The sequence below is a fragment of the Candidatus Njordibacter sp. Uisw_002 genome (genome assembly GCF_047730155.1).
Lineage (GTDB): Bacteria > Pseudomonadota > Gammaproteobacteria > Pseudomonadales > Balneatricaceae > Njordibacter.
In genome coordinates this window covers 1,328,589-1,345,400 of sequence record NZ_CP159832.1, presented here as the reverse complement: position 1 = coordinate 1,345,400, position 16,812 = coordinate 1,328,589, and the positions used below count along the sequence as shown (strand labels likewise).

The window sequence follows — 16,812 nt, the reverse complement described above, 5'->3', positions numbered from 1 at the left end:
AATAAGGTTTTTTTGGTTATGGCTTAATTAAAAATTAAGCCACTTTTGAACCACTTTTAAACTACTTCTACGGATGCAATCACTTTGTCAGCAGCAGAGGTATAGCCTACTAGCTGGTCAAAGTTTAAGTAGCGATATACTTCGCCAGCCATAGTGTCTAGCTTATTGGCGTATTCTAAATATTCACTAGGTGTAGGCAACTTACCGTTCACTCCAGCCACAGCGGCAAGCTCTGCAGAGGCTAAGAATACATTTGCGCCCGTACCCAGGCGGTTAGGGAAGTTACGAGTAGAGGTGGATACCACTGTGGATTCCTCGGCAACACGGGCTTGGTTGCCCATACACAAAGAACAGCCTGGCATTTCTATACGAGCACCTGCCTTACCAAAAATGTTGTAATAACCTTCTTCAGTAAGTTGCGCAGCATCCATTTTAGTAGGTGGTGCAATCCACATACGTGTAGGAATAGTGCCGCCTGCTGCTTCTAATAGTTTACCAGCTGCACGGAAGTGACCAATGTTAGTCATACAAGAACCAATGAAAACCTCATCAATTTTTTGCCCTGCAACTGAAGATAATAGACGCGCATCATCTGGATCATTGGGTGCACATAAAATAGGCTCAGTAATTTGTGATACATCAATTTCAAGCACTTCTGCGTATTGTGCATCTTCGTCTGCGCGCATTAAATGAGGATCAGCCAACCATGCTTCCATGGCTATAATGCGTCGAGCGATAGTACGTTTGTCACCATATCCTTCAGTGATCATCCACTTAAGCATCACGACGTTGGAGCGTAGGTATTGGGCTACTGAATCTTCGCTTAAAGTGATGCTACAACCTGCAGCTGAGCGTTCAGCTGAAGCGTCAGACAATTCAAAGGCTTGTTCTACGGTTAGATCTTCTAAACCTTCAATTTCAAGAATACGGCCAGAGAAAGCATTAATTTTGCCTGATTTTTCAACTGTAAGTAGACCGTTTTCAATAGCGTAGTAGGGAATAGCATGTACAAGGTCACGCAAGGTGATGCCTGGGTTACGTTTACCAGTAAAGCGCACTAACACTGATTCTGGCATATCCAATGGCATTACACCTGTTGCCGCTGCAAAAGCGACTAAGCCTGATCCTGCAGGGAATGAAATGCCTAGAGGAAAGCGGGTGTGGGAATCTCCACCGGTCCCTACAGTGTCTGGCAATAACATGCGATTAAGCCATGAGTGAATAATGCCATCGCCTGGGCGTAGTGATACACCACCGCGATTCATAATGAAGTCAGGAAGGGTGTGTTGAGTCTGCACATCTACAGGCTTTGGATAAGCGGCTGTGTGACAAAAAGATTGCATGGTTAAATCAGCAGAGAAGCCTAAGCAAGCAAGGTCTTTTAGTTCATCACGCGTCATTGGCCCAGTAGTGTCTTGTGAGCCTACAGTGGTCATCTTTGGCTCACAATATGTGCCAGGACGAATGCCTGTAGTTCCACAAGCCTTACCCACCATTTTTTGGGCCAATGTGTAGCCTTTGTCAGACTGGATCGGTGCCTTTGGAATTTCAAACAAATCAGATGCTTCCATGCCCAAGGCTGTGCGAGCACGGTCAGTAAGGCCTCGACCAATAATTAGTGGTATACGTCCACCAGCTCTAACTTCATCCAATAACACGTTGGTCTTTAGTTCAAATCGGCTAAGCTCTTGCCCAGTTTCATGGCTGCGAACAACACCTTCATATGGATAGACATCAACCACATCACCCATGTGCATGTTAGAGACGTCCATCTCTATAGGCAATGCACCAGCATCTTCCATAGTGTTAAAGAAGATAGGTGCGATCTGAGAGCCAAAGCAAAAGCCACCAGCGCGTTTGTTAGGTACGGCAGGAATGTCATCGCCAAAGAACCATAATACTGAGTTGGTGGCTGATTTACGTGACGAGCCTGTGCCTACAACATCACCTACATAAACTACAGGGAAGCCTTTTGCTTTTATTGCTGCAATTTGTTTGAGAGGCCCAGTAGTACCATGATCGTCAGGCTCAATGCCATCACGCTGCATCTTTAACATTGCGTTGGCGTGTAGCGGGATGTCTGGACGAGTAAAGGCATCTGGGGCAGGTGATAAATCATCTGTATTAGTTTCGCCAGTGACTTTAAACACGGTTAAACTAATTTTTTCTTCTAGTGTATTGCGTGAGGTAAACCATTCACCAGCTGCCCAAGACTGCATCACTTGCATAGCGTATTTATTACCAGCTTTGGCTTTTTCATCAACATCATGGAACGCATCAAACATCAGTAGTGTATGAGACAAGGCAGTAACAGCTGTGGCTGCTAGCTCTTCGTTGTCTAGGCAGGCAATTAAGGCTTGAATATTATAACCACCTAACATGGTACCTAAAATTTGAGTAGCTTCAATAGGGCTAACCAATGGAGAAGTAATTTCACCTAAGGTGATTGCTGTAAGAAAGCTTGCCTTTACATAAGCAGCTTGGTCAACACCTGCAGGCACCCGGTTACGAAGTAAATCTACCAATAAAGCTTCTTCGCCTGCAGGTGGGGTTTTGAGTAGCTCAACAAGTTGCGCTGTTTGTTCTGCACTAAGTGGCTCGGGCGGAATGCCTTGGACGGCGCGCTCAGCAACATGGATACGATAAGCTTCTAACATGGTATAGCCTCTTTTGCCTTGAACGTTATTATTGGATCATTCAAGGTGTTGATCAATGGGAATCTAAATAACAATCATAATAATAGCATAATTAGCTAAATATTTCTAGCTGTTGGGTATGTGTGATTTTTCACTATTTAAGTGTAACTTATTGATATATTTACTAATAATTTATATAGATACAGTGTATTTAAATGTATTCATCACTCATTTGCATGACACAAATCCTAGACGCTGTGGGGTTGGGTGGGTACAATGCCAGCTGATTTCTAATTCGTCTTAGGTTAACCTTGTGGCATTAGCAGAACTACCCGCATTATCGCAGTTAAAACAGTTTTTGGGCTGCAGTACTCCCGTCTCTTGGGTGGAGAAGGCATTAGAAGAGCAAGATATTTTGCTAATTGATCATGCTCACTGTGAAAAAAAAGCAGCTTCTACTGCGATGCAGCTCATGTTTCGCCATCCAACCCGAGCTGATTTGTTAACAAAAATGTCTCGTTTGGCAAAGGAAGAGTTAATCCATTTTGAGCAAGTGTGCCGTATTATGCGCCAACGAGGTGTGGCCTATGATCACCTTGATGCGGGACGATACGTGGGCGGTATGCGCCATCTAGTGCGTACCCATGAGCCAGCTAAGTTAATGGACACTTTGATTATAGGTGCATTTGTAGAAGCAAGATCTTGTGAACGTTTTGAGTTGCTTATTCCTCATTTAGATAGCAGCTTAGCTAAATTTTATGCCTCATTATTAAAGTCAGAAGCTAGACACTACCAAGACTATTTATCCTTAGCCAAAGATGTCGCTATGGAGGTCGGTGGCACAGGTTTGGAAGACTATAATCAACGCATTGCTTTAGTACGAGACCTGGAAGTGACGCTTATTTGTACCGAAGATCCAATGTTTCGTTTTCATAGTGGAGTGCCCCCTAAGATTAAAGGTGGCCAATCAAATATCAACAAGGATGTAAGTCATGACTAATAAAGTTATTCAAGCTAATGTATTAATGTTAATTGCGGCGTCTATATGGGGCTTTGCTTTTGTAGCTCAACGAGTCGGTATGGAAACCATGGGGCCTCATTGGTTTAATAGTTTACGATTTTTTATTGGGGCTATAGCTTTGATCCCTGTAGTTATGTGGATTGATAGTAAGAAAACTAAAGCGTCTAAACAAGAGTTAAAACCTTCTACAAAAACCCTGATTTTTGGTGGCTTAGCTGCAGGTGTTTTGTTATTTGTAGGTGCTACATTTCAGCAAGTGGGTCTGCAATACACTACAGCAGGTAAGGCTGGGTTTATTACTGGAATGTATATTTTTTTCGTACCTTTGATTGGCCTTTTCTTCCAAATGAAAACAGGTTTAGGCACTTGGTTAGGTGCTATTATTGCTCTTTGGGGTTTGTATCTTTTAAGCATTAATGATGATTTTGCTTTAAGCAAGGGCGACACTTTGCAGCTCATCTGTGCGGTGGCCTTTGCTGGGCACGTATTAATGATTGGTTATCTTGCCTCACGTATGGATGTAGTAAAGCTATCACTGATTCAGTTTTTTGTAGCTGGCATGCTTGCTATGTTCTTAGCGTTATATTTTGAACAGCTGTCTTGGGCTATAATTAGCTCAACGGCTGTGCCATTGTTGTTTGCAGGGGTGATGTCTACAGGCATTGCTTACACCTTGCAGACTGTTGCTCAACAGCACGCACACCCGTCCCATGCAGCTATTATACTAAGCTCAGAAGGGGTATTTGCAGTGCTTGGTGGGTATTTATTGCTTAATGAGGTTTTACCTCCCAAAGGTTTGTTGGGTTGTAGTCTTATTCTAATGGGTATGCTGATTTCTCAGCTTATGCCTGACGTGCGTTGGCCAAAACGCACTAAAACAGCGTAACTTACGCTTAACTTAGGTCATTTAATATGCTCAGCCAATTATCTCCAGTGTGCCCACCGAAGCTGCTCAAGCAAGCTCAAGCATTACCAGCTATGACTACTGCAGTAGTCAATGCAGGCTCACAGCTTGCCTTAGAAAGTGCAAGGTTGGCTTTTGAAGCTGGCATTATTATTCCAGTGCTTGTGGGTGATCTAGAGGCAATACATAAAGCAGCTGGCGCCATTGGTTGGTCTGTTGATGGATTTACTCTCATCGCTAGTAATGGTGAGGCAGATGCCGCTGAAAAAGCAGTGCAGTGTGTTCATCAAGGTGTGGCTAAGTTGTTGATGAAGGGTAATTTACATACAGACGTGTTAATTCGTGCTTTGTTGAATAAGCAAAGTGGGTTAAGAACAGGTGAGCGCTTAAGTCACTTATTCCATATGTCTGTACCTGATAGCGAGCGTGTTTTGTGTATTACTGATGCGGTTGTTAACGTTATGCCTGATACTAAAACCCAGTTGAGTATTTTGCGTGGTGCTACAGATGTAATGCATGCGTTGGGGAATCTAAGCCCTAAGGTAGCGCTGCTGTCAGCCACAGAGGTGGTCACTCAAGCAATGCCTTCAAGCGTCAATGCTAAGGAACTCTTAGGTATAATGACGAAGCAAGATCATGCCGCTGCACAGGTGTTTGGACCTTTAGCATTTGATGGGGCTATATCTCCAGAAGCCGCTAAACTAAAGGGTATAGATAATCCAGTAGCAGGTTATGCAGATGTTTTATTGGTGCCTAATATTGAAACGGGTAATGCTATTTTTAAGCAATTAGTTTATTTCAGAGGTGCCACAGCAGCTGGAGTATTAATGGGTGCCAAGGTGCCTGTAATGCTAACCTCAAGAGCTGATCCAGCAGCGGCAAGATTAGCTTCTGCAGCACTTGCTGTAGTTTATGCTCATCATCTTAGCCAAAAAAACTAGCCACTTACAGCGATGGCTATAGAGGTCTTTTTTGCCGTACTTTTGGCTGCAGCTTTGCATGCAGGCTGGAATGCACTGGTAAAAATAAACGCTGAGCCCATTATTGCGATGGGCCTTATTATGCTGTGTACGAGTTTAGTAGCCTTGGGTTTTATGCCTTTTGTAGCATTTCCCCAATCTAAGCTTTGGCCCTTTTTGCTTATTACCCTCATTCTCCACTTTGGTTACAAAGTATTTCTAGTAAAAGCCTATGCTCAAGGTGATTTTGGGCAGATTTATCCTATTGCTAGAGGTAGTGGCCCCGTTTGGGTGTTGTTAGTCAGCGTGATTTTCTTAGGTGTAGAATTTACTCAGCTTGAGATCTTGGCAGTGTTAGTAGTGACAGGAGGCATCGCCACTTTATCGCACTTTAAGCGCAGTAAACCTTTAGGCGTAGGCTTTTACTATGCACTAGTCACTGGGTTATGGATTGCTGGATACACAATGGTAGACGGCTTTGCTGTGAGCCAATTAGGTCAAGTGCATAGCTATGTGGTTTGGCTGTTTTTTTTGGATGGCATTATCGCTGCTGTTTGGGCCTATAATTATAAACCTCAGGTTTTTGTCGCTAGTTTAAGGCGCTATTGGTTTGTTGCGATAGGTGGCGGTGTCATGTCTATGGCAGCTTATTGGATATGCTTATGGGCTATGACTCAGGCGCCCGTTGCGATGGTCGCGGCGTTACGCGAAACTTCTGTTTTGTTTGGTGCTTTGTTAAGCACCTACATGTTTAAGGAGGTGCTGGGGCCAAAGCGATGGATCTCTGCTGTGTTGATCTGTGTTGGTTTAGTATTAATAAAGTTAGCTTAGTCTGATTGATCTAAATTGGGTTGAATCATTTCGTCCATGATCTGCGACAGCTTCTCTATACCTGGTGCTATCAACTTGGGGTTAATAGATGAATAGCCTAAACGGAAGTAGTTTAGTGGTCTGTTATCTCCTAAAAAGTGGATATCGCCAGATTCTATTAAAATACCTTGTGCAGCAGCTTTTTCTTTAAGTAACCTTGCATCAAGTCCTTCTGGGCCTTTGACCCAGTAACAAGACCCGCCAAAAGTAGGCTGTTCTGCCAATCCAGGCATATGTTTTTGAAGTGCGTCAGCCATTATTTTATGACGCTCTTGATAGGCTTTAACTAAGGTTGTGGCCAAAGAATCATAATAACCACGAGCAATAAATAACCCAATACTGCGCTGGTTATTGGCAGGTGGGTGGCGCAACATTAAGCGTCTCAATGAGCGAGCTTCGGCAATTAATTCTTTATTTGCAACAAGATAACCAATACGCAAACCAGGTGCTAATGTTTTAGAAAAACTACCCATGTAGATCACTCGGCCATGCTTGTCTAAGCTTTTAAGGGCAGGTGATGGTGCTTGATGGAAATTGGCTTCACATTCATAATCATCTTCAATGATTAAAAAATCTTCTTGGCTGGCCATTTCTAGCAGCTTGCGCCGGCGATCTAAGGGCATGGTTACCGTAGTGGGGTATTGATGGCTAGGGGTAACGTATACACAGTCGCACTCTGCAAGACCCTTGTCTACAATGAGGCCCTCGTCATCAACAGGCAGTGCTTTAAGCTTAGATGGGTTAAGGCTAGCAATATTGCGAATATCCACATATCCAGGGTCTTCTATACCCATAGTCGTGTTTTTATCAAGCAAAAGCTTAGCTAGCATGTATAAGCCGTGCTGGCAGCCTATGGTAATTAATATTTCTTCAGGGGCAGCCCATACACCTCGGCGAGGCAGAATACGGGTATGAATTTGCTCAATTAGCATGGGGTCATCAGCAATGAAATGATCAGCAGCCCAACTGCGAATAGCAGGCACGCTCACATTATCACGACAGCATTCACGCCAATGGTTAGTGGGAAACAAATCAGGATCAAATTGGCCATAGATAAAAGGATATTGATAGTTTTGCCAATCGCTAGGCTTAGTAATGTTTTCTTGCTGAGTTGGGTTTAACTTAAAGCGACCCTGCCAATCTGGCTCTGTGCCAGAGGTGTGGCGTTCATCTGAAATTTTTTCCAGCTGCACGTTGTGGTTTAAAATATCCGGGTTAACAAAATAACCACTACGCTCTTTTGCGATGAGGTAGCCATCATCTAGCAAGTGTTCGTAGGCCAACACCACAGTATTTCGGGCCACGTTAAGCTGCTTTGCCAGTTTTCGGCTAGATGGCAGTGACGAATCCAAAGGGATATGATGATCTAAAATAGCTTTAGCAATCTGCTGGCGCAGTTGTTGCTGTAGGCTGGCGTTTAATCCAGCATCCAAGATGAACAATGGGTGGCTCATGAGGTTGCTCTTAGTAATGTAATTACCTTAATTCTAAAGTGTGAATGGGTAAAATGCCTAGTGATTTTTGTTTTAACTTTAATTCGCAAAACTTTGGTATCACCCATTGCTTTTAACTGGTTCTACGCTTTGGGTTAAGTTTACAAGTAAGCTTTGCTCAAATTGGGCCAAAACCCGTATTCTGTTGCCTTCGCCCTAGCTTATATTGGGCCTTTACAGTTGGAGTTTAAATCATGAAGTACGACGTAAATAACTACGATAAAAAAGACGCGTTAGCTGATGACCGCAATCACGTATGGCATCACATCACTCAGCATAAGCCCCTTGAAGATAAAGATCCTTTAATGATTGTTGAAGGCAAGGGAATGCACGTCACTGATATTAATGGCAAAGTGCATTTGGATGCTGTTTCTGGCGCGGTATGGACTGTAAACGTAGGCTACGGTCGCGAATCTATTGCTAATGCTGTGCGTGATCAATTGGTTAAGCTTAACTATTTTGCCAATAGTGCAGGCACGCTGCCAGGTGCGCTTTTTGCTAAAAATCTGATTGATAAAATGCCAGGCATGAGTCGTGTTTATTATTCTAACTCTGGTTCTGAAGCTAACGAAAAAGCCTATAAAATTGTGCGTCAAATTTCTGCTAAAAAATATGGTGGTAAAAAGCATAAAATTCTTTATCGTGACCGCGATTATCATGGCACTACTATTACTGCGCTAAGTTCAACTGGTCAGCATGAACGTAAAAACCAATATGGGCCTTTTACTCCAGGCTTTGTAGAGTTTCCACATTGTTCTGCGTACCATTCTGAAAATGGTAGCGATGCCGACTTTGGTATTCAAGCTGCCCAAGCAATGGAAGAAGTCATTTTACGTGAAGGCCCGGACACGGTAGGTGGCGTTATAGTAGAGCCTATTACTGCTGGTGGTGGAGTGATTGTTCCACCACAAGGCTACTTTGAAGAAATTCGCCGTATCTGTGACAAGCATAATGTTTTATTAATTATGGACGAAGTAGTATGTGGTTTAGGCCGCACTGGTACTTGGTTTGGCTATCAACACTTTAACGTTATCCCTGATATTGTGACTATGGCAAAGGGTGTAGCTAGTGGTTATGCAGCTATATCTTGCACAGTAACAACAGAAGCTGTGTTTGAAACGTTTAAATCTGACGCCTCTGATCCGATGGATTATTTCCGTGATATTTCAACCTTTGGTGGTTGTACTGCCGGTCCTGCTGCTGCACTAGAAAACATGCGCATTATTGAAGATGAAAATCTGATGGAAAATGTTGTAGTAATGGGCGAATACTTAAGCAAGCGCCTACATGAACTTAAGGACAAGCACTCAATTATAGGTGATGTTCGTGGCAAGGGGCTATTTCAAGGTGTTGAACTGGTGACAGATCGTCAAACCCGTGAACCAGTCCATGAAAGCGTAGCGATTGCTATTGCAGGAGACTGCATGGCCAATGGCGTCATTATTGGCCGCACTAACCGAAGCTTTACTAGTCATAACAACACTTTGTGCTTGAGTCCTGCGCTTATTGCTACTCAAACTGAGTTGGATGAAATAGTAGATGCTATTGACGCCGCCATCACTCGTGTTACTGCCTAGTAGCTAAGCGCTGTATATTGCAGTCATAGTCATTCTAAAAAACCTATTCATGAGCCCTTGGTTACATGAATAGGTTTTTTTGTGTCTGTGAATAGGTGTCATATCAAGTCCCTTGGTACTATAATAATCTTCCATCTAGTATGCTTTGATCGAATTTAGGAACTAAACCACCATGGACATTACCAAAATAAGTGACACTTTTGCTGTAGCGACACAAATTTTAGCCCAAGATATGCCAATGCTAAAAGCGCAGGGTATGACCACCATTATTAATAACCGTCCAGATGGCGAAGAAGGGCACCCTTCAAGTAGTGCTCAATTACAAGCTGCTGCTGAAGCATTGGGTATGGCATATCATTTTATTCCAGTTGTGGGCATGAATTTTCCCCAGGCTGCTGTGTCTGAAATGGCCCAAGTAGTAACGCAGTCATCTAGCAGGGTATTAGCATTTTGTCGCACTGGTAATCGATCTATCAACATGTGGGCAAGAGCAAATGAGTTGGCTGATACTGGTGTTGATGTGTCAGCATTAGTGGCAAAAACGTCTTTCAAGCTTGTTTAACATTAGCGCACTTGTAGATTATGGGAGCTCATGTTTATAAGGCTATATAACTAAAAGTTATAAAAATATTGTTTTTTATTCCATTACATTAGCTTAGTCTAGTGCTATAGTGAATCAAATGGATCCAAAGCGTAAATGTTCTTGGGTCCAATGTACTAAAGATTCTCTATAGGAGGCTGATATGGCTAATGCGGGCACTCAACTGAAGTTGAACTATGTTTTTGAAACTGAGCAATTATCTGAAGAGGTGAGGGCCACTTGTAACTTGCGCATAGTTCAGCAGAACAGGCCGTTAATTAAAACCAGTAATCCAATAAACCCTAATGTTGCAGAAATTTCTCCTGTATTTGTAGGTATTGCTGGTTAAATGTTTAGAATTTAATATTTTCCTCCTTTGTTAGCTGCCATTGGCAGCTTTTTTTTGCGTGACGTTTGGGCATTTTATAAGGTATTTGCGGCTTTTATAGCGGTTTTTATAGCTACTTTTTTTTTAGTTAAGGGATGCTGCAAGTTACAGTGTAAAGTCTGGCCCTAAGGTAAAATAAAGTTTGGCTGTTGGACAAAAGTGTTACATCCTATATGCTTTGTGTCATCAACCTTATAAGCGTTTTTTCCTATGACTAAAAGCCAAGACCTGCCTCAGTTTGAAGATCACTCGAAACAAGAACATCGATACACCACTTGCTATATGTGCGCCTGTAGATGCGGTATTAAAGTCACTATAGAAGACGAAAAAATACGTTTTGTACAAGGTAACCCAGATCACCCAGTGAACAAAGGTGTACTTTGTGCCAAGGGTAATTCGGCCATTATGAAGCAACTCTCGCCGGCTAAACTAAAACAACCTTTATTGCGCAAGCCAGGCACAGAAAGGGGTGCTGGAGAGTTTGTACCTATTTCATGGGATGCAGCTCTAGAAATGTTAACGGCTCGATTAGCCAATATTCGTGCGACAGACCCTAAAAAATTGGCCTACTTTACTGGTCGAGACCAAATGCAGGCTTTAACGGGCCTTTGGGCTAGCCAGTTTGGCACTATTAACTGGGCAGCCCACGGAGGCTTTTGTTCGGTAAATATGGCAGCTGCTGGTTTGTACACTATGGGGCACTCGTTTTGGGAATTTGGTGACCCAGATTGGGAACGGACTAAATACTTTATGATGTGGGGCGTGGCAGAAGACCATGCGTCCAATCCAATAAAACTAGGCCTAAAACGTATTAAAGAGCGTGGAGCTAAGTTTGTTGCTGTTAACCCAGTGCGAACTGGCTATCAAGCTATTGCTGACGAGTGGGTTGCTATTACCCCAGGCACAGACGGTATGTTTGCCCTTTCTATGATGCAAGTATTGCTAAGAGAAGGCTTAATAGATGACGAGTTTTTAATTCGTTATACCAACGGACCACAGTTAGTTATCAACAATCCTGGCAAGCAAGGCGATGGCTTATTATTGCGTGACGAGCAAGGTAACCCTCAAGTGTGGGATCAGCACACTAATGGTGTGCAATCAGCATTAAGTGCTGAGGTAGCACCTGCCTTAATAGGTGAATATGAAGCACCTTGTGGCACACCCGTTAGAACCGCCTTTAGTATTTTAATGGAAAAATACATGGCGCCAGAATATGCGCCAGAAGCTGCAGCAAAAATATGTGGCATTGATGCGGACAGTATTGAACGTATTGCCCTAGAAATGGCTCATGTGGCCTTTAAAGAAACCATCACTATTGACACAGAGTGGACCGATTGGGCTGGGCGTAAACAAACTCAGTTTATTGGTAGGCCTGTATCCATGCATGCAATGCGTGGCATATCAGCGCACTCAAATGGTTTTCAGACGTGCCGCGCCATCCACCTACTGCAAGTTGTATTAGGTACTATTGATTGTCCAGGTGGACATTTGGCCAAGCCACCGTTTCCTAAGCACATTGTGCCGCCGATTAAACCCGCTAAGGGTAATGCACCCAATACGCCGCTAGAATCTGCACCTTTAGGTTTTCCTACTCAGCCAGAAGATTTGGTCATTGATGAAAACGGTAAGCCTAGGCGTATTGATAAAGCTTATTCTTGGGATGCTCCTATTGCCAATCACGGGCTAATGCATATGGTGATTAGTAACGCCGTAGCTGGCGACCCATACCGCATCGACACATTGATGTTGTTCATGGCTAATATGGCATGGAATTCGAGTATGAACACAGCCCAAACTATGGATATGCTTCGATCTAAGGATGATGACGGAGAGTACAAAATTCCGTTTATAGTCACTTGTGATGCATTCCACTCAGAGACGGTTAATTTCTCTGATCTAGTGCTGCCAGATACCACGTTCCTTGAACGTTACGACACTATTTCTATGTTGGATCGTCCTATTTCAGAAGTGGATGCAGCGGCTGACTCTATTCGCCAGCCCATTTTGGCTATCGATCGAGACGTACGTAGCTGGCAAGAAGTCATGGTGGATTTGGCGGGACGCTTAAAATTTCCAGCCTTTACTAATGATGAAGGGCTGCCTAAGTACAAAGGCTATGAAGACTTTATCGTTAACTTTGAGCGCGCACCTGGTATTGGGTTTTTAGCTGGATGGCGTGGTAAAAATGGTGAAAAGTCATTGCGCGGTGAACCTAATCCGAATCAATGGCAAGCTTACATAGATAACCAGTGTTTCTTTAAGTTTGAGCTTAAACCTAACCAAAGGTATATGCGTCATGCCAACAGAGATTATCTAGAGCTAGCCAAAGAAGCCAGTTGGGTAGGCAGTACGGATCAGATTGTTATTGAAATCTATTCTGAAACTTTGCAAAAATTCCGTCTGGCAGGGCAAGGTCTATATGACGGCCCACAACCTACCGAAGAACATCATAAAGAACGTTTGAAAACGTATTTTGATCCATTGCCATTTTACTACCCGCCTCTAGAGCAGGCGCGAACAGATGCAAAAGAGTATCCATTTTTTGCCGTTAACCAGCGGCCTATGTTTATGTATCATTCATGGGATTCGCAAAACTCGTGGCTGCGTCAAATCATGTCTCAAAACTACCTATATATGCACCGTAGTAAAGGTGAAGCGCTAGGTATTAAAGACTTTGGCTGGGCATGGGTAGAGTCACACAATGGACGTATACGTGTACAAGTTAAATTGATGGAAGGGGTTAACCCAGAAACAGTGTGGACATGGAACGCCATCGCTAAGCAGCAAGGTACTTGGGGTTTAAGTGATGATGCGAACGAGTCTCAAAAAGGCTTCTTAATGAATCACCTTATTAATGAGCTATTACCAGGAGAAGCTGAAGCTGGTGGTCATCGCATGACTAACTCTGACCCAGTGACAGGTCAAGCCGCTTGGTATGACTTAAGGGTGAAAATTACCCCAGTGGGTAAGGATGAAATTCCCTTGGAAGAACAAAACCTTGCATGGCCGCGCTTTGATAAAGCCAAGGGATTGCCTAACTTCACACCTGCAAGCAAGATGAGCAGTTATAGTAGTCATCCTAATATAAACATTAGCCGTGGCTGGCGTGATATTTTTAGCCGAGGTGCAAAATGAAATTAGGTTTAGTTGTCGATTTAGATACTTGTGTTGGTTGTCATGCATGTGCAACAGCCTGTAAGCAGTGGAATACCTCTGGCACCATTGGCCCTTTAAGTGATGAAAGGCCTCATGGTAAGGATCCAAGTGGTAGTTGGCTTAACCGCATACATTCTTACGAAGTAGGTGACAGCCCACATAGTAAAACAGTGAATATCCCTATGTCGTGTATGCACTGTGAAACAGCAGACTGTGTCACAGTATGTCCTACAGGTGCTTCTTACAAGCGAGAAGAAGACGGTATAGTGCTGATTGACCAAGATAAGTGCATGGGTTGTAATCTATGTTCTTGGGCTTGTCCGTACGGTGCACGTGAACTAGATGCAGACTCTGGCACTATGAAAAAGTGTACCTTATGTGTAGATCGTATTTATGACGAACAATTGCCTGAAGCTGAGCGTCAGCCAGCTTGTGTATTAACTTGCCCAACATCTTCTCGAGTATTTGGAGATTTTGATGATCCAGATTCAGAAGTTTCAAGGTTAACCCGAGAACGTGCGGGACAGCAGCTAATGCCAGAGCTTGGTTATAATCCAGTGAACACTTATTTGCCGCCAAGAAACCCGAAGCAGCAGGATAAGATTGAAGTGTCGCCCATGCAGGGTGTCAGGCAACTGGTTAATCGAATTATTAACCGTTAATTATTACGCCAAAGTTAGGTATTTATTATGCATCCCGCTTTTTCAGTTCTTATTTTTACCGTCACATCTGGTGCTGGCTATGGTTTATTAGCGTGGCTTGGAGCCGGTCAGTTATTGGGTCTGACACAAGCCTATACGATAGGTTTACAATTAAGTCTAGGTGTCATGGCAATGGTGCTTATTACCATCGGCCTGGTTTCTTCCACGATGCACTTGGCTAGTCCAAAAAATGCGTGGCGATCTTTTAGCCGCTTTCGCACCTCATGGCTATCTCGTGAAGCCGTATTTGCAGTGCTGCTTTATCCAATTGCTGCGCTTTATGCAGCTGCCATATTCTGGCAGTGGTCAATGATCGATGTATTGGCTGGTTTAAGCATGGTGTTTGCACTGATCATCTTATTTACCACAAGTATGATTTACGCCAGCTTAAAAACCATTCGTCAATGGAACACACCAATGGTGCCTGCGTTGTTTATGGCGTATGCGCTGATGAGCGGAGGGTTGTTATTTGTTGCAGTCAGTGGCTTCTCTGGGGTGCTTAATCCACAGTTGTTAATCGTGGTTATGGCGTTAGTGCTGATCACTTTAGCTTTAAAAATGGTTTATTTTTTCTGGCAAGGAAAACCTACAGGTGCCACTATTCAAACAGCTACCGGTTTTTCCCAAGCTAGCGTGCGTTTGTTAGATGCAGGCCATAGTGCCCCAACTTTTTTAAACAGAGAGTTTGGCTACCAAGTGGCTGCAGACTTCCTTTTACGATTGCGTATAGTGATGACATTCGCTGTATTTATGTTGCCTTTAGGCCTGGTTTATTGGGTGTTTGCTGACACTGGAATAGTAGAGATATTAGTAGTGGCCTGGGTCATAATGATGGCTGGCTTGTTGCTAGAACGCTGGTTGTTTTTTGCTGAAGCTAGGCATGTGGTGCGTCTGTATCAAGGAGATCAACGCACTTAAATGGAAAGCATAAACCTAAATTGGTTTTACCTACCATTATCTTCTTTCGAACTCGCTTATGTCCTAAGCATCGTCTTTTTTGCAGGCGTTGTAAGGGGGGTAGCGGGTTTTGGCTTTTCTGCCCTGTGTTTTTTCGCCCTTGCTCCCATTTTTAACGCTCAAACGATTGTTCCTTTGATGTTTGTCATGGAGCTAATGGCAAGTTTGCATTTGTTACCCAAGGTTTGGCGTCACATACCTTGGCGATGGATGATAATCCTTAGCGTTGGCACATTGGTAGGCACGCCTTTGGGTGTGATTGGACTACAACATTGGCAGTCTGATATGGTGCGTGGTTTAGCAGGCGCAGGAGTATTGGTCGCTTGCTTTGCCTTATGGAATCAGTGGCATTTCAAGTCTGCTAATAGCGTTGGGTGGTTGTTGTTGGCAGGCGCGGTGGTAGGGTTTGTTAACGGCCTAGCAAGTATTGGTGGGTTAGTGGTGGCGGTGTATATGATGTCGTCAAAAATGTCTCATGTCGTCATGCGTGCGGGCTTAATTATGTTTTTTTTAGTGACTGACCTATATGGTTTGGCCTGGTTCCATGGTCAAGACCTTTTGGCTCCTGAGGTGCCAAGCCTGCTGCTTGTGATGATGCCGGTCATGTTGGTTGGCAATCAAATTGGGTCTGTTTTGTTTGATCGAATTGATGCTTTAGCCATGCGCAGAGTAACATTAAGTTTATTGTCAGCACTTGCAAGCATTGCCTTGTATAGCGCATTATCTAATCTGTAAGTATAGAAATTCGTCATTGCCTCAATTCCCTATTATTGGAACATTCATTATGGTTTCGAAGCCATGTGAAAAACTGTCTCTATAACCCCTTCTAATAATCATTAAGGTAGAAGCATGAAGGTATCAAACAAAAAAGCAATTGTCTTTGGAGGCCACTGTTATTACTGTGAGTCGTAACCCCAAAAAGGCGGGTGATGTGCCTGCAGGAGTGACGCTAAAAAAATGCGACGTGACTGACCGCCAGCAATTAGCAAAGCTATTCAAGACTGTGCTCCTTTTGACATCCTAGTGAGCTGTGCTGCGGATGGAGCACGTGCTCTAGGGCCTTTAGTAGACATGGATATGGATGGTTACCAAGCTTCGTTTGCTAAACTATGGGGGTATGCCAACGTGGTGCGATATGGGACGCAGCTCATGAGTGAAAATGGCACTATTGTATTGGTGAGTGGTGCCCCTGCGCGCCGACCTAAGCCCGGTCAGTTGGCACTACAGTAGATGTGGACGGTGGTTGGTTACATAGCTAATAATAGCTTTCATGTCGTTTTTTTGGCCTAGTTTTTGGATGTTACATCCAAACGATGTCATCCTGCTCTGTGTCATCAAGCAACCAGTTGGCCCCTGAAGGGTGATGAATATATGCATTTCTAGATATTGGCCCTAAGGATGATAATATTTTGGCTATGGCTTATTTAGCGAAGGGGAGTATATTTGCTCTCCTGCCTATTGATACGAGCAGATGGACCTATAAACACGTTGGCTTATTTAGCGAAGGGGAGTATATTTAATTTTCTGCCTATTGATACAAGCAGATAGACCTATAAACACGTCTTTTACG

The 16,812-nt window shown here is 43.5% G+C and carries 14 protein-coding genes; 12 read left to right on the top strand and 2 right to left on the bottom strand.

The features are described from left to right. Positions 1–56: 56 nt before the first annotated feature. Positions 57–2,657 (bottom strand): bifunctional aconitate hydratase 2/2-methylisocitrate dehydratase, encoded by a 2,601-nt coding sequence (gene acnB / locus ABXT42_RS06410; RefSeq protein WP_443627322.1) that lies wholly within the window; start codon positions 2,655–2,657, stop codon positions 57–59. A gap of 292 nt (positions 2,658–2,949) precedes the next feature. Here acnB and ABXT42_RS06405 point away from each other — a divergent pair, with 292 nt between their 5' ends. Genes ABXT42_RS06405 through ABXT42_RS06390 form a run of 4 tightly spaced genes read left to right on the top strand, consistent with a single transcriptional unit; the run spans position 2,950 to position 6,351 of the window. After that, complete coding sequence (locus ABXT42_RS06405) at positions 2,950–3,636, top strand: tRNA-(ms[2]io[6]A)-hydroxylase (RefSeq protein WP_443627321.1); 687 nt, start codon at positions 2,950–2,952, stop codon at positions 3,634–3,636. Next, positions 3,629–4,543 (top strand): DMT family transporter, encoded by a 915-nt coding sequence (locus ABXT42_RS06400; RefSeq protein WP_443627320.1) that lies wholly within the window; start codon positions 3,629–3,631, stop codon positions 4,541–4,543. Before ABXT42_RS06405 ends, ABXT42_RS06400 begins: the two co-directional genes overlap by 8 nt. A 26-nt stretch (positions 4,544–4,569) precedes the next feature. Continuing rightward, positions 4,570–5,502, top strand: a complete 933-nt coding sequence (locus ABXT42_RS06395; RefSeq protein WP_443627319.1) for a bifunctional enoyl-CoA hydratase/phosphate acetyltransferase — start codon at positions 4,570–4,572, stop codon at positions 5,500–5,502. Between the two features lie 12 nt (positions 5,503–5,514). Continuing rightward, positions 5,515–6,351: an EamA family transporter gene (locus ABXT42_RS06390; RefSeq protein WP_443627318.1), complete on the top strand. Its 837-nt coding sequence runs from the start codon at positions 5,515–5,517 to the stop codon at positions 6,349–6,351. On the opposite strand, the gene pdxR is transcribed toward ABXT42_RS06390, so the two are convergent. Next, entirely contained in the window at positions 6,348–7,844 is a 1,497-nt protein-coding gene (pdxR, locus tag ABXT42_RS06385; protein ID WP_443627317.1) for a MocR-like pyridoxine biosynthesis transcription factor PdxR, read from the bottom strand. The two genes, ABXT42_RS06390 and pdxR, sit on opposite strands and share 4 nt — an antisense overlap. A gap of 233 nt (positions 7,845–8,077) precedes the next feature. Here pdxR and ABXT42_RS06380 point away from each other — a divergent pair, with 233 nt between their 5' ends. The 8 genes from ABXT42_RS06380 to ABXT42_RS06345 all read left to right on the top strand — a co-directional run bounded on the left by ABXT42_RS06380 (position 8,078) and on the right by ABXT42_RS06345 (position 16,472). Then, positions 8,078–9,460: an aminotransferase family protein gene (locus ABXT42_RS06380; RefSeq protein WP_443627316.1), complete on the top strand. Its 1,383-nt coding sequence runs from the start codon at positions 8,078–8,080 to the stop codon at positions 9,458–9,460. A 172-nt stretch (positions 9,461–9,632) separates the two neighbouring features. Beyond that, complete coding sequence (locus tag ABXT42_RS06375) at positions 9,633–10,022, top strand: TIGR01244 family sulfur transferase (protein WP_443627315.1); 390 nt, start codon at positions 9,633–9,635, stop codon at positions 10,020–10,022. Between the two features lie 181 nt (positions 10,023–10,203). After that, on the top strand, positions 10,204–10,389 hold the full coding sequence (locus ABXT42_RS06370) for a hypothetical protein (RefSeq protein ID WP_443627314.1): 186 nt from the start codon (positions 10,204–10,206) through the stop codon (positions 10,387–10,389). A 249-nt stretch (positions 10,390–10,638) separates the two neighbouring features. After that, positions 10,639–13,563 (top strand): molybdopterin oxidoreductase family protein, encoded by a 2,925-nt coding sequence (locus ABXT42_RS06365; protein WP_443627313.1) that lies wholly within the window; start codon positions 10,639–10,641, stop codon positions 13,561–13,563. Then, positions 13,560–14,246: a 4Fe-4S dicluster domain-containing protein gene (locus ABXT42_RS06360; RefSeq protein WP_443627312.1), complete on the top strand. Its 687-nt coding sequence runs from the start codon at positions 13,560–13,562 to the stop codon at positions 14,244–14,246. Before ABXT42_RS06365 ends, ABXT42_RS06360 begins: the two co-directional genes overlap by 4 nt. 27 nt (positions 14,247–14,273) lie before the next feature. Then, a complete protein-coding gene (locus ABXT42_RS06355; RefSeq protein ID WP_443627311.1) occupies positions 14,274–15,203 on the top strand; it encodes a dimethyl sulfoxide reductase anchor subunit family protein in 930 nt (309 codons plus the stop codon). Then, complete coding sequence (locus ABXT42_RS06350; protein ID WP_443627310.1) at positions 15,204–15,977, top strand: sulfite exporter TauE/SafE family protein; 774 nt, start codon at positions 15,204–15,206, stop codon at positions 15,975–15,977. 288 nt (positions 15,978–16,265) lie between these two features. Continuing rightward, positions 16,266–16,472, top strand: a complete 207-nt coding sequence (locus ABXT42_RS06345) for a hypothetical protein (protein ID WP_443627309.1) — start codon at positions 16,266–16,268, stop codon at positions 16,470–16,472. The last annotated feature ends 340 nt before the right edge of the window (positions 16,473–16,812 follow it).